This window comes from Bradyrhizobium sp. USDA 372 (assembly GCF_053629095.1).
Genome location: NZ_JBRJHR010000001.1, coordinates 6,512,384 through 6,537,444, shown reverse-complemented (window position 1 = coordinate 6,537,444; position 25,061 = coordinate 6,512,384). Strand labels below are relative to the sequence as shown.

Genomic DNA, 25,061 nt, shown 5'->3' with positions numbered 1-25,061 from the left:
AAGGATCATGCTCAAACGACAAATCGCGGCGGCCATATCGGCCGCCGCAGCATTTTCCGGACAGGTCTCATGAATGCGCCGGTGACGCGGCGGAATGCCGTTCTCGGCATCGCCGTCGCGGCCACATCGCTCGCCGCACCTTCGATCCTGCGCGCGCAATCGGCGGGGCGCGTCGTCGTGGTCGGCGGCGGCTTTGGCGGCGCGGCTTGCGTCCGCGCGCTCAAGCGCGCCGATGCAAAATTGCAGGTCACCCTGATCGAGCCGAACAAGACCTACGTCTCCTGCCCCTTCAGCAACGAGGTGATCGCGGGCCTGCGCGAGATCGAGGCGCAGCAGTTCGGCTATGACAAGCTTGCCGCCGGGGGCATCGGCATCGTCACCCAGGCTGCGGCGGGCATCGACACGCAAACGCGTGGTGTGACGACGGGCGATGGCACCACGTTTGGCTATGACCGCCTCGTGCTCTCGCCCGGCATCGACTTCCATCTCGAAGCCCTGCCCGGCTACGACGAGGCCGCGTCGGAGACGATGCCGCACGCCTGGAAAGCCGGCGCGCAAACGCTTTTGCTGCGCCGGCAATTGGAAGCGATGGAAGACGGCGGCACGGTCGCCATTGCAATCCCGGCCAATCCTTCCCGGTGCCCGCCAGCGCCTTACGAGCGCGCGAGCCTGATCGCGCATTACCTGACGTCGAGAAAGCCGCGCTCGAAAGTTCTGATCCTCGACGCCAAGGACGCGTTCTCGCAGCAGCGGCTGTTCGAGAAGGCGTGGAAGGAGCTCTATGGCGACATGATCGAGCGCGTCGCACTGTCGCAAGGCGGCCGCGTCACCTCGGTCGATCCGACGACGCGAACCATCGTCACCGAATTCGGCAACTACACCCCTGATGTCGCCAACGTCATCCCGCCGCAGCGCGCGGGGCGCATCGCCGGCGTCGCAGGCGTTGCGGACGCGACCGGCTGGTGCCCGATCGATCCCGTCACGTTCGAGTCAAAACTCGTTCCGAACGTCCACGTCGTTGGCGATGCCTGCCTCGGCGGCGGCATTCCCAAATCGGCGTCCGCTGCGAGCGCGCAAGGCAAGGCTTGCGCTAGCGCGATCGTGAATCTCCTCGCCGGCCGCGCGCCGGACACGCCACGCCTGACCGGCGTCTGTTACAACGTCGTCGCGCCCGGCTACGGCTTCTCGCTCGCCGGCCACTACCAGCCGCGCGGCGACATCTTTGCCGAGGTCGAGGGCGGCACCAGCCCGGTCGATGCACCGCGCGAATTGCGCGCCCGCGAGGCCACGGAAGCGGAGCGCTGGTTTGAGACCATCACGGCGGACACCTTTGGCTAGGGCCATGATGGAAAGAGCCCTCACCCGGCGCTGCGCGCCGACCTCTCCCGCAAGCGGGAGAGGTAAGTGGAGCTCGCGGCGACCTCAGCCATCCTATCCGGTAGCTGCGATCGCCGCGCTCATCGTGGCAAGCCTCGCCCTCGCCTTGCCGACCCAAGCCGAAGAGCTCGTGCCCTACACAATCGTCGGCGACGGCATTCCCGACTCGCTCACAGGCTCACCCGGCGATGCCGCGCGCGGGCGCGCGCTGGTGCTCGCACGCACGACGACCTGCATCCTCTGCCATTCCGGCCCATTCCCGGAAACGCGGTTCCAGGGCGACCTCGCGCCTGATCTCGGCGGTGCCGGGAACCGGTGGTCCGTGAGCCAGTTGCGGCTCCGACTGGTCGATGCCTCCCGCTTCAATCCGGAGACCATCATGCCGTCCTATTATCGTAACGACGGCCTCGTTCGGGTCGGACGCAATTTTGCCGGGAAGCCAATCTTGTCGGCTGCGGAGATCGAAGACATCGTGGCTTTTCTTGCAACGCTTCGGGACTAGTTTCATGCCAACCACGCGACGACAATTCTTGAACCTCGCCGGAGGCGTGACAATCGCGGGGACGATTCCAATCGTAACGCTGCGCCCGATTCAAGCGACGCCGGCGATGCTCAACACCGCGATCCGCAACGTCGTCGGCGAAGCACAGCTTCGCAGCGGCCGGGTCAAGCTCGACATTCCGCCGCTGGTCGAGAACGGCAACACGGTGCCGATGACGGTCAGCGTGATGAGCCCGATGACGGCGGACGACTACGTCAAGAGCGTCCACGTCTTCAACGAAAAGAACCCGCAGCCGAACATTGGCAATTTCTATTTTGGCCCATCTTCCGGCCGAGCCCAGGTCTCGACCCGGATCCGGCTCGCCGACACCCAGAAGGTCGTCGCGATCGCGCGCCTGTCAGACGACACGTTCTGGCAGGTTGCCGCCGAAATCGTCGTGACGCTGGCGGCATGCACCGAGGAGCTGAACTGATGTCCGCTCTCATCAACGTTCCCTCGAGAGCCAAACGCGGCGAGATCATCGAGATTCGCACGCTGACCTCGCACATCATGGAAACAGGCTTCCGCCACACCGCGGACGGCAAGCTCGTGCCGCGCGACATCATCACAAGCTTCGTCTGCCGCTACAACGGCGCCGAGATCTTTCGCGCCGACCTGTTTCCGGCGATCGCGGCGAACCCATATTTGTCGTTCTTTACGGTCGCCAAGGAGAGCGGCAAGTTCGAGTTCGAGTGGATCGGCGACAACGGCTATTCGTCCACCGCATCGGCATCGATCACGGTCGAATGAGCTCCTGGCGCGCGATAGCGGTGGCGATATTGCTCGTCACGGGCCCCGCCCTACTCGCCGGAGAGATCCCGTCGGATTCGCGCCGCTCCGGCTATTCGTTCATGGGTCCGGACACGCGCGCGATGCAGGATGACGACACCGCCAATCCCGGCATGCTGTTCGTGCTCGACGGCGAGCAGCTGTGGAAGAAGACGATCGGCACCGCCGACAAGGCCTGCGCGGACTGTCATGGCGATGCGCGCAGCAGCATGAAGGGCGTCGCGGCGCGCTACCCCGCCTTCGACAAGGCGCTGGGGCGCCCAATCACGCTCGATCAGCGGATCAATCTCTGCCGCGTCAATCACCAGCAGGCGACGCCGCTGCCCTACGAGAGCCGCGACCTGCTCGCATTGTCCGCCTTCGTCGGCCACCAGTCACGCGGCATTCCGATCACGGCGGGCGATGATCCGCAAGCAAAGCCATTCGTCGAGCAGGGCCGCGACCTCTTCGTGCAGCGCGAAGGCCAGCTCAACCTTGCCTGCACCAATTGCCATGACGACAATTTCGACAAGCGCCTCGCCGGCGCCCCGATCACGCAAGCGCAGCCGACCGGCTATCCGCTCTACCGCCTGGAGTGGCAGACGTTGGGCTCAGTAGAGCGTCGGTTGCGCAGCTGCATGAGCGGGGTCCGCGCCCAGGCCTATGATTACGGCTCGCCCGAGCTGGTCGCGCTCGAACTCTACCTGATGTCGCGGGCGCGCGGCCTGCCGATGGAAACGCCGGCCGTACGTCCCTGATGGCAGATTAGGACTAGGCAGGCGTGGTACGGCCGCTAGTATCCGTCCCAAAGAATATGAATCAAAGGGAGGATCTACATTGGCCAATTACGACATCTCGCGCCGTAGCCTGCTCAAGGGCACCGCCGCGGCCGGCGCGCTCAGCCTGACCGGCCTGCCCGCCCGCGCCGAGGTCAACTGGAAGAAATACGCCGGGACCAAGCTGGAGGTGATCCTCGCCAAGGGTCCGCGCGGCGACAACCTGCAAAAGAACATCAAGGAGTTCACCGAGCTCACCGGCATCCAGGTCGAGTCCGAGCAGATCCCCGAGCAACAGCAGCGCCAGAAGGTCGTGATCGAGCTCACCTCGGGACGGCCGAGCTTCGACGTGGTGCACCTCAGCTATCACGTGCAGAAGCGGCAGTTCGAGAAAGCCGGCTGGCTCGCCGACATGACGCCGTTCATGAAGGACCCGACGCTGACCGCACCGGATCTGGTCGAAAGCGATTTCTCGGCCGCGGGCCTGCAATACGCCAAGAACGACAAGGGCCAGATGCTGTCGCTGCCCTGGTCGGTCGACTATTTCATCCTCTACTACAACAAGGAGCTGTTCGAGAAGAAGGGCGTCGCGGTCCCCAAGACCTTCGACGAGATGGTCGCGGCCGCCGAAAAGCTCACCGACGCCAAGGACGGCACCTACGGCTTCGTCGGGCGCGGCCTGCGCAACGCCAACATGACGTTGTGGACCAATTTCTTCCTCAACTATGGCGGCGAATTCCTCGACGCCAAGGGCAACATCCAGACCGACGGCCCGGAAGCGGTTGCGGCCACAAAGCTCTATCAGACACTGCTGACCAAGGTCGCCCCGCCCGGCGTCGCCGGCTTCAACTGGATGGAGTCGATGGCTTCCTTCACGCAGGGACGTTCGGCGATGTGGATCGACGGCGTCGGCTGGGCGCCGCCGCTGGAGGATCCCGCCGCCTCGCGCGTCGTCGGCAAGGTCGGTTACACCGTCGTGCCGGCCGGACCGAAGGGGCAGTATTCGGCCACTTACGGCGACGGCATCGGCATTGCCGCGGCCAGCAAGAACAAGGAAGCCGCCTATCTGCTCTGCCAATGGGTGGTCTCGAAGAAGCAGGGTGCGCGGCTGCTGCAGGCCGGCGGCGGCGTGCCGTTCCGCAACTCGATCCTGAACGATCCCGAGATCCAGAGCGGCGTGAAGATGCCCAAGGAGTGGCTGCAATCGGTGATCGATTCCGCCAAGATCAGCAAGCTCGGCCTGCCCGTCGTGATTCCGGTCGCCGAGTTCCGCGATCTCGTCGGCGCGGCGCTCACCTCGACATTGTCAGGCGCCGATCCCGCAACCGAGTTGAAGAAGGCGCACGAACAATATCGGCCGATCCTGGAGCGTAGCGAAAAGGCGTGAGTGCGTTGACACAATCGACTCCGGCCGCGGCTTCGACCGAGGCCGCGCCGGAGAAGGAGCTGCGGCCGCCATCCTACTGGCCGTTCGTGGTGCCGGCGCTGGTCGTCGTGCTCGCCATCATCATCTTCCCGTGGGTCTTCACCATCTGGATGAGCCTGAACGAATGGAAGGTCGGCTCGCCCACCACCTTTGTCGGGTTCTCCAACTATCTGCGGCTGACGAGCGATCCGCGCTTTCTCGAGGCGGTCGGCCACACGCTTGTGTACACCGTGCTGTCGGTGGTGCTGCCGCTGATCCTCGGCACACTCTCTGCCGTGGTGTTTCACCAGAACTTCGCCGGCCGCGGGTTTCTGCGCGGCGTCTTCATCATGCCGATGATGGCGACGCCGGTGGCGATCGCGCTGGTCTGGACCATGATGTTCCACCCGCAGCTCGGTGTGCTCAATTACCTGCTGTCGCTGGTCGGATTCCCGGCGCAGCTCTGGGTGTTTCATCCCGCGACCGTCATTCCCTCGCTGGTGCTGGTCGAGACCTGGCAGTGGACGCCTCTGGTGATGCTGATCGTGCTCGGCGGCCTCGCCGCGATCCCGACCGAGCCCTATGAGAGCGCGCAGATCGACGGCGCCAGCTTCTGGCAGGTGTTCCGCTTCATCACGCTGCCGCTGATCATGCCGTTCCTGTTCATCGCGGGCATGATCCGCATGATCGACGCGGTGAAGAGCTTCGACATCATCTTCGCGATCACGCAAGGCGGACCGGGTTCGGCATCGGAGACGATCAACATCTATCTCTACAGCGTCGCCTTCACCTATTACGACCTCGGCTACGGCTCGGCCATCGCGGTCGTGTTCTTCCTGCTGATCGTCCTGCTTGCGGCGGTGATGCTCTACGCCCGCCAGCGCATGCTGTGGACCGAGATCGCGAGCGGCGCATGACACCTCGTCAGATCATCGGCAAAATCGGCCTGTGGCTGTCCGTGCTCGTCATCGTCTCACCGGCGATCCTGTTCTTCCTCTGGATGCTCTCGCTGTCGCTCAAGTTCGAGGTCGACAATGCAGCCTACCCGCCGGTGTTCTTTCCGGATCGCATCGCCTGGAAGAACTATGCCGACGTGCTCGCCTCCAACCGCTTCCTGACCTATTTCATCAACAGTCTGATCGTCACCGGCAGCGCGACGGTGCTGGCGCTCATGGTCGGCGTCCCCGCCGGCTACGGCATCGCCCGCATGGCCGCGCACAAATCCGCGATCGTGATCCTGATTGCCCGCATCACGCCGGGCCTGTCCTATTTGATCCCGCTGTTCCTGCTGTTCCAATGGCTCGGCCTGCTCGGCACGCTGGTGCCGCAGATCATCATCCATCTCGTCGTCACCGTGCCGATCGTGATCTGGATCATGATCGGCTATTTCGAGACGACTCCGATGGAGCTGGAGGAAGCCGCCCTGATCGATGGCGCCGGCCGCTGGCAGGTCTTCCGCCACGTTGCGCTGCCGATTGCCAAGCCCGGCATCGCGGTCGCCTTCATCCTCGCCGTGATCTTCTCCTGGAACAACTTTGTGTTCGGCATCGTGCTGGCCGGGCGCGAGACCCGCACCCTGCCGGTTGCGGTCTATAACATGATCTCGTTCGACCAGCTGAGCTGGGGACCGCTGGCCGCCGCCGCGCTGATCGTGACCTTCCCGGTGCTGCTGCTCACCGTGCTGGCGCAGCGGCAGATCGTGGCTGGGCTGACTGCGGGGGCCGTGAAGGGCGGATGAAAAATGAAGCGGCCGGACGCCTCCTCGTCGCCCGGCCGCTCTTGTTGCGATTTCGCCTTATTCCGCCGGCGCTGCCGACATCTCAGGATGCGCGGCGTAGTGCTCGCTGGCGCCGAGCTTGCTGGCGGCGAACAGGCCGGCGGCCACCACGGCGTAGGCCAGCGCGACCGCCGGCGTCACGCCAAAGCCGCCGCCAATACCGACGGCCTCGCCGTGCATGAAGCCGAAATAGGTCAGCACCGCACCGACGAGCGCGAACGCCGAGGCCTTCTCGAAATCGCGCTCGATGATGAAGACGCCGATCGCACCTAAGATGAGGCCGCCGAGGATGGAGCCGCCGCCCATCACCTCGAGGCCGTGATAGAACACGCCCTGCTGCGGCAGCGCGGCAATCGCGGCCGCCTTGACCGCGTCCGCCTTGTCGGCGGCGAGCCCGCCAACCGATGCCGCGGCCATCATGGTCGAGCCCAGCATGGTGTCGATCTGGAGCTTGGCCCAGGCGGCCAAATGCGGCGTCAGCGCCAGCACGATCGCGGGCGCATGCTTGACCGGCGTGGTCTGGAACGCCTGCGCGCCGATCAGCATGCCGATGTAGAGCAGGATCGGCGAGATCGCGACGACGGGCACCAGCGCCAGCAGCACCGAGATGATGCCGAACCAGGACAGCACCACCACCATGATGCCGGTCGCCGCCGAATAGCCGATGCGGCCGCCCATCGCCTTCCATCCGGGATGGCCGATATAGACGGCGTTGATGAAGGGATTGCCCATCAGGCAGCCGATCAGGCTGACGACACCGTCGGCGGTGAGCACCCGCGTGGTCGGATAGTCGTCGCCGGCAGCTTCCGCGCTCTCGACATTGTCCATGGCCTCGACGAGGTCGTAGATGCCGAACGGAATGGCGGTGACCAGGATGATGCCGAGGAACTCGAAGCCGGAGAAGACGTAGCCCACCGCCGGGATTGGCACCGAGAAGCCGAAATTGGCAAAGGCCGCGCCGACACCCGCGATGCTCAGGCCGCCGAGGCCGAGCCCGAACAGGTTCGAGCCCCAGGCGATGATCATGCCGGCCGCGATGGCGACGAGGCCCGCGGGAATGCCGCGCCAGTATTTCACGCCGCCGAACCAGCTCAGCAGGATGATGGCGAAGCAGACGAGGCCGATCTGCGGCGTCATGTACATCTCGAGCGCCGGCCGCATCGAGATGAAGGTGACGGAAACGCCGGCGAGCGTGCCGAGCAGCGCCGCGCGCGGCGTGATCTTGCGGATGAACGGCGCGATAAAGCCGCCGATCATCAGGATAAAGCTCTGGAAGAACACCCAGACGAGACCCGCCGACCAGCCCTTGAGCGGATCGCCGGTCTTGAGCGTGATCGGCAGCATGATCACGAAGGTGACGATGAACATGTGCGGCACGCTGACGCCCGACGGCAGCGCGCAGACGTCGTTGCGGCCGGTCTTCTGGGCGAGGCGATAGGCGAGATAGGCGTAATAGAAGGTGGACAGGCACATCATCAGCCCCAGCGCGGGCAGGATGCGGCCGAACACGAGGCTATCGGGCATCTTCAGCACGAAGCGCAACAGGCCCGTGAGCACCAGCATGTTGACGAGGATGTTGGTGCCGAAGCCGAAAAACGCGTTCCAGTCGCCCGATGTCCATAGCGCCGGCTTGAATCCAGACTTGCCGGCCGTCCCCGTCAATGTGCTCATGATAGTACCCCCTATGTGGTCGAAATCTTCATCGCCTCCAAAACTGCGGCTGAATCCGCGACCCAGCCGAAGATGCCGCCCTGGGCCTTGATCATCTTCAGGCCCATCTCGTGAAACTCGGGGAAGTAGGACGCACAGCCATCGGCAATGACGACGCAGCGATAGCCGCGGTCATTGGCCTCGCGCACCGTGGTGTTGACGCACACTTCCGTGGTGACGCCGCACACGAGCAAATTCTCGATGCCGTATTTCTCCAGGACCTCGCCGAGCTCGGTCGCGTAGAATGCCCCCTTGCCGGGCTTGTCGATCACGATTTCGCTGTCGAGCGGATAGAGCTCGGGAATGATGTCGTGGCCGGCCTCGCCGCGAATGAGGATGCGCCCCATCGGACCGGGATCGCCGATGCGAAGGCTCGGCGCGCCGCGCTCGACCTTCGCCGGCGGCGCGTCGGAGAGATCGGGCAGATGGCCCTCGCGCGTGTGGATGACCAACATGCCGCTGTCGCGCGCCGCCGTCAGCACTGCGCCGATCGGCTTCACCGCGCGCGCGAGCTGGCTGACGTCGTTGCCCAGCGTCTCGCCGAAGCCGCCGGGCTCCATGAAATCCCGCTGCATGTCGATGATGAGAAGCGCGGTGGCGGGCCAGTCGAGCGTGATCGGCTCGGGCTCGGCGCTGACGACGCCCTTTGTCGGCTTGGCTGAGTTCAACATGACGGCCCCGCGAGAACTCTCCTGGCCGGGAGTTCTGCAAGCGCCGTGCCATTGTGTACAATTGCGGTCCGGAGCACCGCGCGGGGAAATTTTCTGCGCTATCAAAATGTTATCGGAAGAGCCCGCGCCTGCTCATTCACTGTGCGACGGCTTTGCGACGTGCATTTGCTTAAAGGATAAGCGGGCCACGACTCTCGTTCCGCCGTCATTCCGGGGCGACGCGTCAGCGTCGAGCCCGGAATCCATCGGGCCGCGGTACGCGAGGTGAAATGGATTCCGGGTTCGCGCTAAGCGCGCGCCGGAATGATGAGCAGAGGCTACCGCCCTGCCCCATACAGCCGCCGATACTCCTCCTCATACGGCGCATAAGAGTCCTTCAACGTTGCCGCGTTGAGCAGCATGGTTGCGACCATCGTGCCCGCCTTGTCGAACACGCGCGTCTTGACCCAGGCGCTTTCGGTGCGGCGGCTGCCCGAGAGTGCGACCACTTCGCGCTCGACTTCGTATTCTTCGTCGACGAAGAGTGGGCCCTTCAGCAGGCGGATCTCCTGGTCGGCGAACAGACCGACGGCCGGGCCCTTGGCCGGCAGCGGATCGTCCTTGGAGCGGTACTGGAACAGCACGCTCAGCATCTCCATCGGAATGATCGGCTTGCCCCACGGATTGTCCGCGCCCGAATAGTACGGCGAGCTCTCGGTGATGACGGCGAGCTTCTGCCGAAGCGAGAACGGATAGAGGTCGCCCATGGTCTGGTCGAACGCCATGCGCACCGATTGCCGCTTGCCGGTCACACCGACTTGCACGTCGCGAAGGATCACCGGGTCGGCGAGCGGCTTGAGCTCGCGCAGACGCAGACCAAGAGCCGTTGGGCTGTCGACGATGGAAGCCGTGCCGCGCAGCACCTCGGTGCCGTCCCGCTTGACCATTTGAATTTGACACTCCGGTTGCTCACCCGAAGAAGCCATCAGGATCGCCTGCACCTCTTCACCCTCGTAGCAGACGCTGCGATAGTGGGCAGAAAGGCAACCTCTTTCGAACCAGACCTGCCCCCATTGCCGCTCGCAAAGCGGGGCAAATTGGCTGAAATGCGTCGGGCCCTCGATCGTCCCGCCCTTGAAGCCGAGCTTCTGCGCGGTGGCGTCGTCATGAATCGAGGCATGCGCGTCATAGGTTTGCGCCTGCAGCATCTGTCGCGGCCGGCGCCACGGCCCGACCAAGGCGCCTCCGGTCTGAGTGATCTCGGTATCGAACGCCGTCATGTTTTCCTCCGCTTGCAAGCCATGACTAGCAGGAGCGCCACGGATGCGGCCAGCGATATTGACTTCGCTGACCCATCCTTTTGACTGTCACAATTCGCGTCGCGCAGCCGCACTCCCTCCCGCAGCGCAAACCCCATGCCGAGCCAAGAGACGAGGACTCCCGAAATGACGCTGTTGCAGGTCGAGCTGGACGACAAATACCGGCTCGCATCGAAGCGGATCTTCCTGTCCGGCACGCAGGCCCTGGTCCGCCTGCCCATGTTGCAGCGCGAACGCGACCGGCTTCAGGGCCTCAACACCGGCGGCTTCATCTCGGGCTATCGCGGTTCCCCGCTCGGCATGTACGACCACGCCCTGTGGCGCGCGAAATCGCATCTCCAGCAGCACGACATCGCCTTCGTGCCCGGCCTCAACGAGGATCTCGCCGCCACCGCCGTCTGGGGCAGCCAGCAGGTCGGCCTGTTTCCCGGCGCCAAGGTCGATGGCGTGTTCGGCATCTGGTACGGCAAGGGCCCGGGCGTGGACCGCTCGGTGGATGCGCTCAAGCATGCCAATGCCGCCGGCACCTCGCGCAATGGCGGCGTGCTCGCGCTCGCCGGCGACGACCATGGCTGCCAGTCCTCGACGCTGGCGCATCAGAGCGAGCAGGTGTTCGCGGCGGCGCTGATCCCCGTCATCAACCCGGCAACGCTCCAGGACTATCTCGACCTCGGCCTCTACGGCTTTGCGCTGTCGCGCTTCTCCGGCTGCTGGGTCGGCTTCAAGGCGATCAGCGAGACCGTCGAGAGCTCGGCCTCGATCGACAGCGACCCGGAACGCATCAGGATCGCGCTTCCCGACGATTTCGAGATGCCGCCCGGCGGCCTCAACATCCGCTGGCCCGATCCGCCGCTGGAGGCGGAGAAGCGACTGTTCGGGCCGAAGATGGCGGCGGTGCAGGCCTTCGCCCGCGCCAACCAGCTCGACCGCATCGTGCTCGATTCCAAGCCCGCACGGCTCGGCATCGTCGCGACCGGCAAGGCCTATCTCGATCTGCGCCAGGCGCTCGCCGATCTGGGCATCACCGACAAGGACGCGCAGGACCTGGGCTTGCGCATCTACAAGGTCGCACTGACCTGGCCCCTGGAGGAAAGCGGCGCGAAGCGCTTCGCCGAGGGCCTGCAGGACGTGCTGGTGGTCGAGGAGAAGCGCGGCTTCATCGAAGACCAGCTGATGCGCATCCTCTACAACGTCGATGCGTCGAAGCGCCCGACCGTGACGGGCAAGCGCGACGAGCGCGGCGCACCGCTGTTGCCGAGCGAGGGCGAGCTGACGCCGACCATCGTCGCTGGCGCGCTGGTGGCGCGCTTGCGCAAGCTCGGCCATCACAGCCCGGTGCTGGAGCAGCGCCTGGCCCGGCTCGAGGCCTTCGACAATCCGGTCACGACGAGCACGCCGATCAAGCTCGCGCGCACGCCGTTCTTCTGCTCGGGCTGCCCGCACAACACCTCGACGCGCGTGCCCGAGGGCAGCCGCGCCATGGCCGGCATCGGCTGCCACGGCATGGCCCTGAGCATGCCGACCCGCCGCACCGATCTGATCTCGCATATGGGCGCCGAGGGCGTGAACTGGATCGGCCAATCGCCCTTCACTACCGAGAATCACATCTTCCAGAATCTCGGCGACGGCACCTATACGCATTCCGGCTTGCTGGCGCTGCGCGCCGCCTCCGCGGCCGGCATCAACATCACCTACAAGATCCTCTACAACGACGCCGTCGCCATGACCGGCGGCCAGCCGGCCGAAGGCGCCTTCAACGTCGCGCAGATCGCCCATCAGGTCTGGGCCGAAGGCGTCAAGCGGCTCGCGATCGTCTCGGACGATCCGAGCAAGTATCCGCAAGGCAATTACTTCCCGCAAGGCGCGACCATCCACCACCGCCGCGAGCTCGACGCCGTGCAGCGCGAGCTGCGCGATATCAAGGGCCTCACGGTCATCATCTACGACCAGACCTGCGCCGCCGAGAAGCGCCGTCGCCGCAAGCGCGGGCTCTATCCCGATCCCGCCAAGCGTGCCTTCATCAACGAGCTGGTTTGCGAAGGCTGCGGCGATTGCTCGCAGGCCTCCAACTGCGTCTCGGTGCAGCCGCTGGAAACCGAATTCGGCCGCAAGCGCCAGATCGACCAGTCGAACTGCAACAAGGACTTTTCCTGCATCGAGGGCTTTTGCCCGAGCTTCGTCACCGTCCATGGCGGCACGCTGAAGCGGATGAAGACCTCGGCTGTGGATTCAGGCCAGCTGTTCGCCGATCTGCCGCTGCCGCCGGCGCGTGAGCTGGACGGCCCCTACAACATCCTGGTCACCGGCATCGGCGGCACCGGCGTCATCACCATCGGTGCCCTCCTCGGCATGGCCGCCCATGTCGACGGCCGCGGCTGCTCGGCGCTCGACTTCACCGGCCTGTCGCAAAAGAACGGGGCGGTGATGAGCCATGTGCGCATCGCACGGAGGCCGGAAGACATTTCCGCGGTCCGCATCACCACGGGCGGCGCCCACGTCATCCTCGGCTGCGACATGATCGTCTCGGCCGGCCCGACGGCGCTGAGCCGGGCCGAGCGCGGCGAGACCAAGGCCTACATCAACGCCGATCTGCAGCCGACCGCGAGCTTCGTGCAAAACCCCGATCTCGACTTCGAGATGGGCGCGATGCAGACCGTGCTGCGCGACGCCATCGGCGACAACAACCTCGACATTATCGACGCCACAGGCATTGCCGCGGCGCTGATGGGCGATTCCATCGCGACCAATCCCTTCATGCTCGGCTTCGCGTTCCAGAAGGGCGCGATCCCGCTGTCGCTGGAGGCCCTGCTCCGCGCCATCGAGATCAACGGCGCCGCGATCGAGATGAACAAGCTCGCCTTCACCTGGGGCCGCCTCGCCGCCCATGACATGTCGCGCGTGCGCAGCGTGCTCCAGTTCAAGGCTCGCGCGTCCGCGCCGACCAAATCGCTCGACGACATCATCGCGACGCGCGCGGAATTCCTGACCTCCTATCAGGACAAGGCCTATGCCGACCGCTACCTTGCAGCCCTCGCCAAGGTGCGCAAGGCGGAGAGCGCGGTTTCGCCCGCGTCAACCGAGCTCACCGAAGCGGTTGCCAAGAACCTGTTCAAGCTGATGTCCTACAAGGACGAATACGAGGTCGCCCGGCTCTACACCGACGGCAGCTTCGCCAAGAAAGTGTCGGAGAAATTCGACGGCGATTTCACGCTGAAGTATCATTTGGCACCGCCGATCTTCGCCAAGCGCGACAAGGTGACCGGACATCTGCAGAAGCAGGAGTTCGGCAGCTGGATGATCCACGCCTTCCGCGTGCTGGCAAAACTCAAATTCCTGCGCGGCGGCGCGTTCGACCCGTTCGGCCGCACCGAGGAGAGACGGACGGAGCAGAAGCTGATCGAGGACTATTTTGCCATGATAGATCGTTGGATCGCCGGGCTGAGGGCGGAGCAGATCCCGCTGCTGGCGCGGCTCGCGCGCGTGCCGGAGACCATCCGCGGCTTCGGGCATGTCAAGGAAGCCAGTATCAGGCTGGCGGCCGCCGAGACGGCGCGGCTCGAGGCGGAGTTCGAGAACAGCCGCTTTGCGGCGGCGGCGGAGTAGCGGTTAAAGGCGCACAGCTCTCGCCACCGTCATTGCGAGGAGCCCTCGCGACGAAGCAATCCAGAGTCTTTCCGCGGAGACAGTCTGGATTGCTTCGCTTCGCTCGCAATGACGAGATCGTGGACACGTGCTCGCCACACCTTCTGCATCATCGCTGGACCGGGCGATTCAGTACAGTTCAGCGCGCCGGCTTGCGCTCTACGGGATCGATATCGATCGTCCGCAGGCGGCCGAGCCGCAGCACGTCCATGGCGAGCCGGCGACCGATCCGATCGCGGTCGAGCACGCGGATCAGGTCGTCGACCCCGTTGATCTCGACGCCGTCGAGCCTGATCACGACGTCGCCGGGCAACAGGCCTGCCTTGGCTGCCGGGCCGTCCGGCTCGATCTGCATCAACAGCGCGCCCATCTTGTTCTCGACGCCGGCCAGCACCGCGTGCCGCCGCGGCACCGGTGCGGTCTGCCCGGCGACACCGATATAGGCGCGACGGACATAGCCGTGGCGGATGATCTCCGACAGCACGAATTGCGCGGTGTTGCTGGCGACCGCGAAGCAGATGCCCTGCGCGCCGTTGATGATCGCCGTGTTGATGCCGATCACCTCGGCATGCGACGACACCAGCGGCCCGCCGGAATTGCCGGGATTGAGCGCGGCATCGGTCTGGATCACGTCCTCGATGGTGCGCCCGCTCACCGAGCGGATCGAGCGCCCGAGCGCCGAGACCACGCCGGCCGTCACGGTGGATTCGAAGCCGAGCGGATTGCCGATCGCGATCACGAGCTGGCCACGCCGCAACGTCTTGGAATTGCCGAGCGCGGCATAGGGCAGATCGCGCACGCCGTTGGCGCGCAGCAGCGCAAGATCGGTGTCGGGATCAACGCCGAGCACCTGGGCGTCGCCAACATGGCCCTCGACGTCGCGCAGCCGGATCTCCTTCGAGGTGCCGACCACATGGCTGTTGGTGAGCACGAGTCCGTCCGGCGAGATCACGATGCCCGAGCCGAGCCCGCCGCGCTCGCGTCTATCAGGCACTTTCGGCCCGGTCTCGACCCGCACGACCGCAGGGCCGACCCGGTCGGTGACGTCGATCACGGCATTGGAATAGGCGTCCAGCAGCGCCCGGTCATCGACCGGGGCGGCCGCCGTCGTTCGCGATGACGGTGCGTCATCGGCGATATCTGAGGTGAAATCCAACATGGCAATGGTCCTTGAGGCTCACACAAATGGTGGCCTGTTCCCGCCGGCGCAAGTGGCCCGCCTGGAGCGCAGGGCCGGACTGCCCAGATGGCTAGGGCGCCCGCCTCAGCGCGCCGCCCCTCGCCTTGACCGGATCGAGCAGCGACCAGTCGCCGTCCGGAAGCACATGGCCCTTGGGGAATGGCGCGCGCAGCTCGATCCCAAGCGAGCCCAGCACGCGGTCGTCGCGGTAGTAGCATTGCAGCACGACACGGACGAGGGTTGCGGCGGCAACGCCGTTATCGCGAAACTCCTGCGCCACCGCATCGCGCCTGGCGGCATCAAGCTCGGCGAGCGGCGCTCCGGCGAGCCGCGCCAGATGATCCAGTGCCGCCGCCACCAACTTGGTGTCGCGGCCGAGCGTTGCCAGCATGTCGGCCTGGATCGCTGGATCGTCGGCGCCCGGCACCTTGTACTCCTCGCTGGCAGGAATGATCATCGCGGCGATGGCGCGGAGATCGTCGCGTTGCCGCGGCGTGAGGGTGGGTTGATCAGACATGGCGTGCTCTTTCAAAGCTCGTGCGGCGATGACAGTGCGCTCCCTCCCCCGCTTGCGGGGGAGGGTTGGGGAGAGGGTGTCTCCGCGGAGGGATTCCCCGAGAGGAGGCAGCCCTCACCCGGCGCTCCGCGCCGACCTCTCCCGCAAGCGGGAGAGGTGCACCGAGGTCGCCGCTTGCTTGGATCCGCATCATGGTCAATCAAACAAATTGGCGAGGCGCTGCTTCATCTGGTCGGCGATGTAGAGCGCGAGGGCCTGGATGGTGGAGGTCGGGTTCACGCCGCCGGAGGTGACGAAGATGCTGCCGTCGACGATGAAGAGGTTCTTCACGTCGTGCGAGCGGCCCCATTCGTTGACGACGGAGCGCTCGGGGTCGGTGCCCATGCGCGCGGTGCCGAGCAGGTGCCAGCCGCCCCAGGGGATCGGCGAGTTGACGCAGATGTCGGTCGCGCCGGCCGTCTCGAGAAACTCGCGGCCGCGCGCCAGCGCATGCTCCATCATCTTCCGGCTGTTCTCGCTGATCGTGTAGTCGATCTTCGGCGCGGGTATGCCGTGGCTGTCCTTCAGCACCGGATCGAGCGTGACGCGATTGTGCTCCTCGGGCAGATCCTCGCAGATTGCGGAGAAACCAAGCCGGTGGCCGTTGAGCTTGCGGAAGACGCGGTGATGATCCTCGCCCCAGGGCAAAATGCCCTTCTGCTCGCTAACGACGGCCTCGAACACCGGCCCGGCTCCGCGCACGAACTGGACGCCGTAGCCGCGCACGAAGCCGCGCGACAGGTCGGTGTCATACCATTGCTTGCTCCACAGGCAGGTCGGCGGCGCGCGGTTAGAGTCGGTCGTCTCCTTCACATAGCCATAGATCTGCGCATAGGGATGGAACATCAGGTTCTTGCCGACGAGGCCGGAAGAATTGGCAAGCCCGTTCGGAAAGCGGCTGGACGCCGAGTTCAGCAGCAGCCGCGGCGTGCCGACGCCGTTGCAGGCGATGATGACGACATGCGCAGGCTGAAACTGCTCGAGGCCGTCCTTGTCATAATAGACCACGCCCGAGGCCATGCCGTTCTCGTCGGTGGTGATCTCGCGCACCCGGCAATGGGTGCGTAGCTCGACGCCGGCGCGGATCGCATGCGGCCAATAGGTGATGTCGGTCGAGGATTTTGCGCCTTGCGCGCAGGCCGGCGTGCAATGGCCGAGATTGATGCAGCGCGCCCGCCCCTCATAGTCCATCGTCGCGACCGTGGTGTCCGACGGCCACCAATGCCAGCCGAGCTTGTTCATGGCCTTGGCGATGATGGCCCCGGACAAGCCCATCGGCTGCTGCGGCATGGGCGGATGCGTCAGCGGCGAAAGCGGATCGCCTGATAGCCCCGACGTGCCCATCATGCGGTCGTTCTCCTCGAAGAACGGGGTCAGCGCGTCGTAGTCGATCGGCCAGTCGTCGGCGACGCCGTCCAGCGTCTTCACCTTGAAATCGGAGGGATGCAGCCGCGGCCAGTGCGCGGTGTACATCACGGTCGAGCCGCCGACGGCGTTGTAGTTCACGACCTTGATCGGAGAGTTGTCGTCGTTGATCGGATAGTCCTCGGGCCGGCCACGGACATTCGGGCTCGACGACCATTCGCCGTAGAACTTGGCCTCCCAGTCGCGGCCCGTGCTGGGATATTCCGCCGGGTTCATCCAGCCGCCCTGCTCCAGGCAGAGGATGTGCATCTTGGTCTCGGCCAGCGACCACGCCACCGCCGCGCCCGAAGCGCCGGCGCCGATGATCAGGACGTCCACGGGGTCTTTCATCGCAACCTTGTCCTCCCCCCTCGCCGCTTACCGGGCGATTCGGCCTTTCGCGCGTCGCGAGGGCCGGTAAACGATAGGGGCAGAGCGACGGCGGAGTAAAGCTGCGGGGCGGGAATGTCGCACTTCGCGCGGCGCAGACCATTGGTCTCGCCACATCCGGATGCTAGGAACAGGGCGCACGAGCCATCGATAGCGAGACCGTATGTCCTTCCAGAAATTCTTTGCCGCCGCCCGCGCTTTTGCGCTCGTTTCGTTTCTCGCCTTGTCCGGATTTCTGGCCTCGTCCGGACCGGTTTCCGCGCTGACCGGCGCCGCGACGGTCCGTGACGGCAACTCCATCCAGGTCGGAGACGTCACCTACCGGCTCGACGGCGTCGACGCGCCGGAGCTGGACCAGGTCTGCATCGACGATCACGCCGATACCTGGACCTGCGGCATCGAGGCCCGCGATCAGCTGGCCAAGCTGATCAACAAGCGGACGGTGCGCTGCGACGATGTCGGACCCGAGAAGAGTTTTGGCAAGCGCCACCGCGCCATCTGCACGGCCGAGGGCGACAAGGCCAGCTTGAACGAGCAGCTGATCAAGCTCGGCTTTGCCCTCGCCCGCGAGCCGATCAAGGCCAACGTGAAGCCGGCGGCCAACGAGGCCAAGACGGCGGCGGCCGGGATCTGGAAGGGCTGCTTTGTTGCGCCGCAAGATTTCCGCAGCGGCAAGAAGGACGGCGCACTGCTGGGCGCCGCCTGCCGGCCCGACCGCGACAAGGAGATCCGCGCCGTGCTGTTTCCGGAGGAGCTGACCATGCCGCCCAGCTGCAGCATCAAGGGCAAGCTCGCGGTGCGCGCCCGCGTCACCGGCAATATCGGCATCTATCATCTGCGCGGCTGCCCGAGCTATCCGGCGACCACCAAGCCGGACCGCTGGTTCTGCTCCGAGGACGACGCCCAGGCCGCCGGCTTTCGGAAGGCCTACAATTGCCGTCGGCCGAAGTGAACATTTCCTTCACGCACGCGTGAGTGGTAGTCCGAGACCGTATTGATCCGGAATTGAACTTCATCGGGAGTTGCGGCACTTATCAAAGTGCGCACGCGCTTTGCGCGAGCGTTTCCTTGGCAGACGATCCTCATCGGATTGTCTTTGCTCGGGCGTTTCCTCCCTAGACTTGGGCCGCTTGTCACCACAAGCGGCTCTTCTTTTTTGTGCGGCATTCGTGCGGGGTCTGTCACTGCGTCCGCATGATCTGGTCCATCGGCGGCATATTGGCGTTGAGATGCGCCATGATCCAGACCGTCCCGCCCACCACCAGGAACACCACCAGCAGCCCGAAGGCGAGCGCCAGCACGTTGTTGGTGTTGTCGGGGCCGGTGGTGATGTGCAGGAAGAATACGAGGTGCACGCCCATCTGCGCGATCGCAAGCACGATCAGCGCGACGGGGATCGAAGGCTGCCAGACCAGGTCGGTGCCGGCGATGAAGAACGACGTCGCCGTGAGCAACAGCGCCAGAACAAGACCGACGACATAACCCAGGATCCGCTCACCGACGCTATGCTGCTCTTCCTCGCCCGGTGCGAGGTCGCGCCCGGCCGGAATATGCGTCTGATCGCTCATGGGGCACCCCCAAGCAGGTAGACGACGGAGAACACCCCGACCCAGATGATGTCGAGTGCGTGCCAGAACAGCGCAAAGCACATCATCCGCCGCAGCACGTCGGCGCGAAAGCCTTTCGCGAAGACCTGGGCCATCATGGTGAGCAGCCAGAGCACGCCGGCGGAGACGTGCAGGCCGTGGCATCCGACCAGCGAGAAGAACGCGGTCAGGAACGCACTGCGTGACGGCCCGTAGCCACGGCCGACAAGGTCGGCGAATTCGCGGAACTCGATCACCAGGAAGATGAGGCCGAGCACGCAGGTCACGCTCATGCCGAGATAGAACCAGAACCGGTTGCGCACGTCGGCGGCGATGCTGGCCATGCCGCAGGTGAAGCTCGACAGCAGCAGGCAGACCGTCTCGATCGCGACGTTCCTCTGCTCGAAGATCTCCGCGCCCTTGGGGCCGCCGGCGGTCTGGCCTGACAGCACCGCATAGGCCGCAAAGAAGCAGGAGAACATCACGATGTCGGAGAGCAGGAAGACCCAAAAGCCGTAGGCGGTCACGATCCGCTTCGGCGCGGGCCCGGGATGCTCGATGACCACGCCGATGTGATGGGGATCGGCATGGGCGTGGCCGACGGTCGCGCTCATCGCCATCAGACCGCTCCCGCCATGCTGACGAGGCTGCGCCGTTCCTCGATATTGACGCGGTCGATCGCGGCGACCTCCGCGGCCGGAATGACGTACTCGTCATGGTCGCGCCAGGCGAACACGACGAAGGTCGCGAACGCGCCGATCCCCCCCAGGATCACCATCCACCAGATGTGCCAGATCAGGGCGAAGCCCATGATGGTGGCGAAGAACGCGCAGACGAAGCCGGTAGGAGAATTGCGCGGCATCTCGATGTCCTGATATTCGGGCTCTTCATGCTCGAACGATTGCTGCCGGGCATGCGCCTTCATCTCCCAGTAGGCATCCTCGCCACGCACATCTGGATTGAATGCGAAGTTGAACACCGGCGGCGGCGACGAGGTCGCCCATTCCAGCGAGCGACCGTCCCAGGGATCGCCGGTGCGGTCGCGCAGCGCCTCGCGATTGCGGATGCTGACCACGAGCTGCACGATCTGGCAGATCACACCCATCGTCAGCACGGCCATGCCGAGTGCAGCGATGATCATCCAGGGCCGCCAGGCCGCGACGTCATAGTGCTGCATGCGCCGGGTCATGCCGAGCATGCCGACGATATAGAGCGGCATGAAGGTGACGTAGAAGCCCGTGAAGGTGAACCAGAACGCCGCCTTGCCCCAGCGCTCGTCGAGGCGGAAACCGAACGCCTTCGGAAACCAGTATTCGAAGCCGGCGAAGGCGCCGAACAGCACGCCGCCGATGATGACGTTGTGGAAATGCGCGACCAGGAACATGCTGTTGTGGAGCATGAAGTCCGCCGGCGGCACCGCGACCAGGACGCCCGTCAATCCGCCGATGATGAAGGTGACCATGAAGCCGACCGACCACAACATCGGTGTCGCAAAGCGGATGCGGCCGCCATACATCGTGAACAGCCAGTTATAGATCTTCACGCCGGTCGGCACCGCGATGATCATGCTGGCGATGCCGAAGATGGCGTTGACGTTCGGCCCTGCCCCCATCGTGAAGAAATGGTGCAGCCAGACCATGAAGGAGATGACGCAGATCGCCATGGTCGCAAGCACCATGGAGCGGTAGCCGAACAGCGCCTTGCCGGAGAAGGTCGAGACCACCTCGGAGAAGATGCCGAAGGCCGGCAGCACCAAAATATAGACCTCGGGATGGCCCCAGGCCCAGATCAGGTTCATGAACATCATGACGTTGCCGCCGGCCTCGTTGGTGAAGAAGTGGAAGCCGAGATAGCGGTCGAGCAGCAGCATCGCGAGCGTCGCGGTGAGGATCGGGAACGCCGCGACGATGAGGAGGTTCGAGGCCAGCGTGGTCCAGCAGAACATCGGCATGCGCAGGTAGTTCATGCCCCTGGTACGCAGCTTCAGCACGGTGGTGACGAGATTGATGCCGGCCACCAGCGTGCCGACGCCGGAGATCTGCAGCGACCAGGCATAATAATCGACGCCGACGCCGGGCGAGTAGGACAATTCCGATAGCGGCGGAAAGGCGAGCCAGCCGGTGCGCGCGAACTCGCCGACCACGAGCGAGACATTGACCAGCAGCGCGCCGGTCGCCGTCAGCCAGAAGCCGACCGAATTGAGCGTCGGGAAGGCGACGTCGCGCACGCCGAGTTGGAGCGGCACGACGAGGTTCATCAGCCCGATCACGAACGGCATCGCAACGAAGAAGATCATGATGGTGCCATGCGCCGAGAAGATCTGATTGTAGTGCTCCGGCGGCAGATAGCCCTGCGACTGATAGGCCACCGCTTGCTGGATCCGCATCATGATGGCGTCGCTGCCGCCGCGCAGCAGCATCACCGATGCCAGCAGGATGTACATGATGCCGATGCGCTTGTGATCGACGCTGGTGATCCATTCGTGCCAGAGATAGGGCAGATGTCCCTTCACGACGACCCAAGCCAGCACGCCGAGGATGGCGACCAGCACTACCGCGCCGGCGACGAGCGGAATCGGCTGGTCGAACGGGATGGCCGACCAATCGAGCTTACCGAGCATCATGGCCTCCACTGTGCGACCGGCCTGCTTCGGACGCGAGCTCCGGCCCGGGCCCGGGCGGAATGTGCTGGGTCGCGATCAGATCGAACAGGCGCGGGTCTTCGAGGCGGTAGGTCGGCCGGCCCCGCTCGACACCCTGCTGCATCAGCTTCTTGTAGCTGTCCTCGTTCAGCACCGCATCCGTCTTCGCCGTATTCGCCACCCAGTCCGGAAAGGCGAGCGGCGAGATCACGTGGACGTCGAACATCATGTCCGGGAAGCCGTCGCCGGAGAAATGTGCCGACAGGCCCTGAAGCTTGCCTTCGTTGTCGGCGCGCAGGTTCAGCTTCGTCACCATGCCGTTCATGGTGTAGATCATGCTGCCGAGCTGCGGGATGAAGAACGTGTTCATCACGCTCGACGATGTCAGCTGGAAATTCAGCTCGGCGCCGGTCGGCACCGTCAGCGTGTTGACGGTGGCGATGCGCTGGTCCGGATAGATGAAGAGCCATTTCCAATCGAGCGAGACGGCCTGGATCCGCACCGGGCTGCCGGTACCGGGCACGGGCGCTGCGGGATCGAGCTGGTGCGAGCCGATCCAGGCGACGCCGCCGAGCAGGATCACGGTGAGCGCCGGGATCGCCCACACCACCATCTCGACGCGGCCGGAATAGACGAACTCCGGCTGATAGCGCGCCCTCGGATTCGAGGCGCGAAACCAGAACGCAAAGGCCAGAATCGCGAAAATGGTCGGCACCACGATCACGAGCATGATGAAGACGGAATCGACCAGGATGGTGCTGTTGGCGGCAGCCACGGGCCCTTGTGGGTCGAGCAGATTCATCGGCAAGCCACTGGTGGTTGGGAAGCCCCGGGGCTGAGCCTAGCGCGGGAAAGGCTCCGCAACAAACGCTGCGAGGTCGGAACGGTTCCGGGACTGCAACGGCCAGCCATGCGCGATGGGCCGGCCGCCACAGGCAATTCCGTGTGATGTCAATGACATGAAGGCGGAAAGCGCGCTCTTCTCTCCCATCAGGGCGATTGCTAGTCTGCACGAAAATAATGACGAGGACGGGAGTGAACCGAGATGCGCTTAAAGGACAAGGTCGCGATCGTCGTCGGGGCCGGGCAAAGCCCCGGCGAAGGCATGGGCAACGGCCGGGCGACTGCGCTCACCTTCGCGCGCGAGGGCGCCAAGGTTTTGTGCGTCGACCACAATCTGGAATCGGCGCAGGAAACAGTGGCGATGATCGCCGCGAAAGGCGGCACGGCCGCGGGCTTCAAGGCGGACGTGACCAAAGCTGCGGACATCAAGGCGATGGTTGCGGATGCGCAATCGCGCTGGGGGCGTATCGACGTGCTGCACAACAATGTCGGCGTCAGCCTCGCCGGCGGCGATGCCGAGCTGCTGCAATTGACCGAGGAGGCGTTCGATCGCGTCGTTGCCATCAATCTGAAGAGCTGCATCCTGGCGGCGAAGGAAGTGATCCCGATCATGCGCGCGCAGAGGAGCGGCGCCATCATCAACATCTCGTCGATGGCAGCAATCACGACCTATCCTTACGTCGCCTACAAGGCGACGAAGTCGGCGATGATCGCCTTCACCGAACAGCTCGCCTACCAGAACGCCGAATACGGCATACGCGCCAACGTCATCCTGCCCGGCCTGATGAACACGCCGATGGCCGTCGATACCCGCGCCCGCGAATGGCAGAAGACCCGCGCCGAAGTCGAAGCCGAACGCGACAGCAAGGTGCCGCTGCGCAGGAAGATGGGCACGGGCTGGGACGTCGCCAACGCCGCGCTGTTCCTGGTGAGCGATGAGGCGAATTTCATTACCGGTGTCACGCTGCCGGTGGATGGGGGTGCCAGCGTGAGGCGGGGGTAGGTCGTTCTTCTCCCTCTCCTCGCACGCGGGGAGAGGCAAAGAGTAAGGCGCTCATCGCGAATATGTCACCCGCCAGATCGTGCCGTTGCCATCTTCCGATACCAGCAGCGATCCATCCTTCGCCACAGCCATTCCCACCGGCCTGCCCCACACCTCGCTGTCGTTCACGACGAACCCCGTGACGAAATCCTCGTACTCGCCGGTCGGCTTGCCGTCCTTCATGCGGATGCGGATCACCTTGTAGCCGGTGCGTTTCGACCTGTTCCAGGAGCCGTGCTCGGCGGCGAAGCCGTCGCCCTGGTATTCGGGCGGAAACTGCGTGCTGTGGTAGAACGTCATGCCGAGCGAGGCCGAGTGCGGCTGGATCAGCACATCAGGCACCGTCACCTTGTCTTTGAGATCAGGCCGCGCGCCGGCGTGGCGCGGGTCTTCATTGTTGCCGATATAGAACCACGGCCAACCGTAGAACGCGCCCTCCTTCACGCTGGTGACGTAATCGGGCACGAGATCGTCGCCGAGGCCGTCGCGCTCGTTGGTCGAGCACCAGGGCAGCCCGGTCTGCGGCTGGATCGCGAGGCCCACGCAGTTGCGGATACCGGTGGCATAGATCTTTCGCTCCTTGCCGTCGGGATTGAAGGCCAGCACCGCGGCACGTTCGAGCTCGCTGGCCCATGTTGCGCCGAGCGGCTGCGTCTTCGACCACGCGTCCATCCCGCCCGGCGGTGTGCCCATGCCCTCGGCGACATTGCTGAGAGAGCCCACCGACACCAGCATACGCTTGTTGTCGGGCGTGAAGACGATATCGCGCGTGGAATGCCCGCCGTCATGCGGCAGGCTCGCGACAATCGTCTCCGCCTTGCCGCGCGCCTTGAGATCGCCGGCCTGGTAGGGAAAGCGGACGACGCTGTCGGTGTTGGCGATGTAGACCCATTGCGGATTGTCGCCATTGGGAAAGAACGCGATGCCGAATGGCTGCCGCAGGCCGCTGGCGAACACCTCGTTGGTCGCGACCTTGCCGCCCTCGCCCGCGCGCAGCACGCGGATGGTCCCGGCTCGTGTTTCGGCGACGAACACATCGCCATTCGGTGCCACGCGGATGATACGCGGCGCGCGCAGGCCTTCGGCGAACAGCTCGATCTTGAAGCCGGCCGGAACCTGGAGCTCGGCTTCCGGCGGACGCGGCACCACGCGCGACGAGCTCGCAACCGATCGCGTGGCGCCAGGCCTGACCAGATCCTGCGGCCGGATCAGCCTGACCGTGCCGGGCTTGTCGGCGCGCCAATCGCCATAGGCGTCCTTGCCTTGCAACACCGGCTCGGCCTGCGCGCCGGCCGCAACCAGCAGCGCTGCGAGCATCGCCACGAACGTTATTCTGTCGCTCACGTCGTCCTCCGCCTTGCCCGTGTCGTGCGTCAACGCCGATCAACCGAAAAAGGTCTGCGGCGAGTTTGGCGCCTGCCGAATCCCACGTCAGTTCATGCCCGCACGATGTG

At 64.9% G+C, this 25,061-nt stretch carries 22 protein-coding genes; 11 read left to right on the top strand and 11 right to left on the bottom strand.

Annotated elements, in window-relative coordinates; genetic code table 11:
* The first annotated feature begins 69 nt into the window (after window positions 1-69).
* The 8 genes from AB7M16_RS30615 to AB7M16_RS30580 all read left to right on the top strand — a co-directional run bounded on the left by AB7M16_RS30615 (window position 70) and on the right by AB7M16_RS30580 (window position 6,605).
* Window positions 70-1,338, top strand: a complete 1,269-nt coding sequence (locus AB7M16_RS30615) for an FCSD flavin-binding domain-containing protein (protein ID WP_453946199.1) — start codon at window positions 70-72, stop codon at window positions 1,336-1,338.
* A gap of 124 nt (window positions 1,339-1,462) precedes the next feature.
* The gene (soxX, locus tag AB7M16_RS30610) at window positions 1,463-1,879 is read left to right on the top strand and encodes a sulfur oxidation c-type cytochrome SoxX (RefSeq protein ID WP_260382718.1); all 417 of its coding nucleotides are present in this window, start codon (window positions 1,463-1,465) and stop codon (window positions 1,877-1,879) included.
* Between the two features lie 4 nt (window positions 1,880-1,883).
* Window positions 1,884-2,351, top strand: coding sequence for a SoxY-related AACIE arm protein (locus AB7M16_RS30605; protein WP_453946197.1), 468 nt, complete (start codon window positions 1,884-1,886; stop codon window positions 2,349-2,351).
* Window positions 2,351-2,668, top strand: a complete 318-nt coding sequence (gene soxZ, locus AB7M16_RS30600) for a thiosulfate oxidation carrier complex protein SoxZ (protein WP_212254734.1) — start codon at window positions 2,351-2,353, stop codon at window positions 2,666-2,668. Before AB7M16_RS30605 ends, soxZ begins: the two co-directional genes overlap by 1 nt.
* Window positions 2,665-3,444 (top strand): sulfur oxidation c-type cytochrome SoxA, encoded by a 780-nt coding sequence (gene soxA, locus AB7M16_RS30595; protein ID WP_453946195.1) that lies wholly within the window; start codon window positions 2,665-2,667, stop codon window positions 3,442-3,444. Before soxZ ends, soxA begins: the two co-directional genes overlap by 4 nt.
* 79 nt (window positions 3,445-3,523) lie before the next feature.
* Window positions 3,524-4,849: an ABC transporter substrate-binding protein gene (locus AB7M16_RS30590; RefSeq protein WP_212254732.1), complete on the top strand. Its 1,326-nt coding sequence runs from the start codon at window positions 3,524-3,526 to the stop codon at window positions 4,847-4,849.
* On the top strand, window positions 4,846-5,784 hold the full coding sequence (locus AB7M16_RS30585) for a carbohydrate ABC transporter permease (protein ID WP_453946193.1): 939 nt from the start codon (window positions 4,846-4,848) through the stop codon (window positions 5,782-5,784). Before AB7M16_RS30590 ends, AB7M16_RS30585 begins: the two co-directional genes overlap by 4 nt.
* Complete coding sequence (locus AB7M16_RS30580; protein ID WP_260382714.1) at window positions 5,781-6,605, top strand: carbohydrate ABC transporter permease; 825 nt, start codon at window positions 5,781-5,783, stop codon at window positions 6,603-6,605. Before AB7M16_RS30585 ends, AB7M16_RS30580 begins: the two co-directional genes overlap by 4 nt.
* A gap of 57 nt (window positions 6,606-6,662) precedes the next feature.
* Here the strand turns inward: AB7M16_RS30580 and AB7M16_RS30575 are convergent, their stop codons facing one another.
* From AB7M16_RS30575 to AB7M16_RS30565, 3 genes are all read right to left on the bottom strand, one after another.
* The gene (locus AB7M16_RS30575; protein WP_453946190.1) at window positions 6,663-8,315 is read right to left on the bottom strand and encodes a regulator; all 1,653 of its coding nucleotides are present in this window, start codon (window positions 8,313-8,315) and stop codon (window positions 6,663-6,665) included.
* Window positions 8,316-8,326: 11 nt separating this feature from the next.
* The gene (locus AB7M16_RS30570; protein ID WP_439363897.1) at window positions 8,327-9,025 is read right to left on the bottom strand and encodes an isochorismatase family protein; all 699 of its coding nucleotides are present in this window, start codon (window positions 9,023-9,025) and stop codon (window positions 8,327-8,329) included.
* Window positions 9,026-9,342: 317 nt separating this feature from the next.
* A complete protein-coding gene (locus AB7M16_RS30565; protein ID WP_453946188.1) occupies window positions 9,343-10,284 on the bottom strand; it encodes a hypothetical protein in 942 nt (313 codons plus the stop codon).
* 165 nt (window positions 10,285-10,449) lie between these two features.
* Here AB7M16_RS30565 and AB7M16_RS30560 point away from each other — a divergent pair, with 165 nt between their 5' ends.
* Entirely contained in the window at window positions 10,450-13,926 is a 3,477-nt protein-coding gene (locus AB7M16_RS30560) for an indolepyruvate ferredoxin oxidoreductase family protein (protein ID WP_453946186.1), read from the top strand.
* A 178-nt stretch (window positions 13,927-14,104) separates the two neighbouring features.
* On the opposite strand, the gene AB7M16_RS30555 is transcribed toward AB7M16_RS30560, so the two are convergent.
* The 3 genes from AB7M16_RS30555 to AB7M16_RS30545 form a co-directional block, all read right to left on the bottom strand.
* Window positions 14,105-15,124, bottom strand: a complete 1,020-nt coding sequence (locus tag AB7M16_RS30555) for a S1C family serine protease (RefSeq protein ID WP_172783877.1) — start codon at window positions 15,122-15,124, stop codon at window positions 14,105-14,107.
* A 91-nt stretch (window positions 15,125-15,215) separates the two neighbouring features.
* The gene (locus tag AB7M16_RS30550) at window positions 15,216-15,662 is read right to left on the bottom strand and encodes a hypothetical protein (RefSeq protein ID WP_453946184.1); all 447 of its coding nucleotides are present in this window, start codon (window positions 15,660-15,662) and stop codon (window positions 15,216-15,218) included.
* 195 nt (window positions 15,663-15,857) lie between these two features.
* Complete coding sequence (locus AB7M16_RS30545; RefSeq protein ID WP_453946182.1) at window positions 15,858-17,456, bottom strand: GMC family oxidoreductase; 1,599 nt, start codon at window positions 17,454-17,456, stop codon at window positions 15,858-15,860.
* A gap of 202 nt (window positions 17,457-17,658) precedes the next feature.
* On the opposite strand from AB7M16_RS30545, the gene AB7M16_RS30540 reads away from it, so the two are divergent.
* A complete protein-coding gene (locus AB7M16_RS30540) occupies window positions 17,659-18,447 on the top strand; it encodes a thermonuclease family protein (RefSeq protein ID WP_212254724.1) in 789 nt (262 codons plus the stop codon).
* Between the two features lie 229 nt (window positions 18,448-18,676).
* Here AB7M16_RS30540 and cyoD read toward each other — a convergent pair whose 3' ends face one another.
* From cyoD to AB7M16_RS30520, 4 genes are read right to left on the bottom strand one after another with little or no spacing between them, the layout of a single operon-like run.
* The gene (cyoD, locus tag AB7M16_RS30535; RefSeq protein ID WP_172783873.1) at window positions 18,677-19,063 is read right to left on the bottom strand and encodes a cytochrome o ubiquinol oxidase subunit IV; all 387 of its coding nucleotides are present in this window, start codon (window positions 19,061-19,063) and stop codon (window positions 18,677-18,679) included.
* The gene (locus AB7M16_RS30530; protein WP_212254723.1) at window positions 19,060-19,701 is read right to left on the bottom strand and encodes a cytochrome (ubi)quinol oxidase subunit III; all 642 of its coding nucleotides are present in this window, start codon (window positions 19,699-19,701) and stop codon (window positions 19,060-19,062) included. Before AB7M16_RS30530 ends, cyoD begins: the two co-directional genes overlap by 4 nt.
* Window positions 19,701-21,701 (bottom strand): cytochrome o ubiquinol oxidase subunit I, encoded by a 2,001-nt coding sequence (cyoB, locus tag AB7M16_RS30525; RefSeq protein WP_453947285.1) that lies wholly within the window; start codon window positions 21,699-21,701, stop codon window positions 19,701-19,703. Before cyoB ends, AB7M16_RS30530 begins: the two co-directional genes overlap by 1 nt.
* Complete coding sequence (locus AB7M16_RS30520) at window positions 21,691-22,524, bottom strand: cytochrome ubiquinol oxidase subunit II family protein (RefSeq protein WP_212254721.1); 834 nt, start codon at window positions 22,522-22,524, stop codon at window positions 21,691-21,693. The genes cyoB and AB7M16_RS30520 overlap by 11 nt, the downstream gene beginning before the upstream one ends.
* 243 nt (window positions 22,525-22,767) lie before the next feature.
* Here AB7M16_RS30520 and AB7M16_RS30515 point away from each other — a divergent pair, with 243 nt between their 5' ends.
* Complete coding sequence (locus AB7M16_RS30515; RefSeq protein ID WP_453946179.1) at window positions 22,768-23,568, top strand: SDR family NAD(P)-dependent oxidoreductase; 801 nt, start codon at window positions 22,768-22,770, stop codon at window positions 23,566-23,568.
* 51 nt (window positions 23,569-23,619) lie between these two features.
* On the opposite strand, the gene AB7M16_RS30510 is transcribed toward AB7M16_RS30515, so the two are convergent.
* On the bottom strand, window positions 23,620-24,924 hold the full coding sequence (locus AB7M16_RS30510; RefSeq protein ID WP_453947284.1) for a PQQ-dependent sugar dehydrogenase: 1,305 nt from the start codon (window positions 24,922-24,924) through the stop codon (window positions 23,620-23,622).
* Window positions 24,925-25,061: the final 137 nt, after the last annotated feature.

What these genes read in the sequence shown, in the direction of transcription:
- AB7M16_RS30615 (WP_453946199.1), top strand. Translation starts at nt 70, where the DNA reads ATGAATGCGCCGGTGACGCGGCGGAATGCCGTTCTCGGCATCGCCGTC.
- AB7M16_RS30605 (WP_453946197.1), top strand. Translation starts at nt 1,884, where the DNA reads ATGCCAACCACGCGACGACAATTCTTGAACCTCGCCGGAGGCGTGACA.
- soxZ (WP_212254734.1), top strand. Translation starts at nt 2,351, where the DNA reads ATGTCCGCTCTCATCAACGTTCCCTCGAGAGCCAAACGCGGCGAGATC.
- soxA (WP_453946195.1), top strand. Translation starts at nt 2,665, where the DNA reads ATGAGCTCCTGGCGCGCGATAGCGGTGGCGATATTGCTCGTCACGGGC.
- AB7M16_RS30580 (WP_260382714.1), top strand. Translation starts at nt 5,781, where the DNA reads ATGACACCTCGTCAGATCATCGGCAAAATCGGCCTGTGGCTGTCCGTG.
- AB7M16_RS30575 (WP_453946190.1), bottom strand. Translation starts at nt 8,315, where the DNA reads ATGAGCACATTGACGGGGACGGCCGGCAAGTCTGGATTCAAGCCGGCG.
- AB7M16_RS30570 (WP_439363897.1), bottom strand. Translation starts at nt 9,025, where the DNA reads ATGTTGAACTCAGCCAAGCCGACAAAGGGCGTCGTCAGCGCCGAGCCC.
- AB7M16_RS30565 (WP_453946188.1), bottom strand. Translation starts at nt 10,284, where the DNA reads ATGACGGCGTTCGATACCGAGATCACTCAGACCGGAGGCGCCTTGGTC.
- AB7M16_RS30560 (WP_453946186.1), top strand. Translation starts at nt 10,450, where the DNA reads ATGACGCTGTTGCAGGTCGAGCTGGACGACAAATACCGGCTCGCATCG.
- AB7M16_RS30555 (WP_172783877.1), bottom strand. Translation starts at nt 15,124, where the DNA reads ATGTTGGATTTCACCTCAGATATCGCCGATGACGCACCGTCATCGCGA.
- AB7M16_RS30550 (WP_453946184.1), bottom strand. Translation starts at nt 15,662, where the DNA reads ATGTCTGATCAACCCACCCTCACGCCGCGGCAACGCGACGATCTCCGC.
- AB7M16_RS30545 (WP_453946182.1), bottom strand. Translation starts at nt 17,456, where the DNA reads ATGAAAGACCCCGTGGACGTCCTGATCATCGGCGCCGGCGCTTCGGGC.
- AB7M16_RS30540 (WP_212254724.1), top strand. Translation starts at nt 17,659, where the DNA reads ATGTCCTTCCAGAAATTCTTTGCCGCCGCCCGCGCTTTTGCGCTCGTT.
- cyoD (WP_172783873.1), bottom strand. Translation starts at nt 19,063, where the DNA reads ATGAGCGATCAGACGCATATTCCGGCCGGGCGCGACCTCGCACCGGGC.
- AB7M16_RS30530 (WP_212254723.1), bottom strand. Translation starts at nt 19,701, where the DNA reads ATGGCGATGAGCGCGACCGTCGGCCACGCCCATGCCGATCCCCATCAC.
- cyoB (WP_453947285.1), bottom strand. Translation starts at nt 21,701, where the DNA reads ATGCTCGGTAAGCTCGATTGGTCGGCCATCCCGTTCGACCAGCCGATT.
- AB7M16_RS30520 (WP_212254721.1), bottom strand. Translation starts at nt 22,524, where the DNA reads ATGAATCTGCTCGACCCACAAGGGCCCGTGGCTGCCGCCAACAGCACC.
- AB7M16_RS30515 (WP_453946179.1), top strand. Translation starts at nt 22,768, where the DNA reads ATGCGCTTAAAGGACAAGGTCGCGATCGTCGTCGGGGCCGGGCAAAGC.
- AB7M16_RS30510 (WP_453947284.1), bottom strand. Translation starts at nt 24,924, where the DNA reads ATGCTCGCAGCGCTGCTGGTTGCGGCCGGCGCGCAGGCCGAGCCGGTG.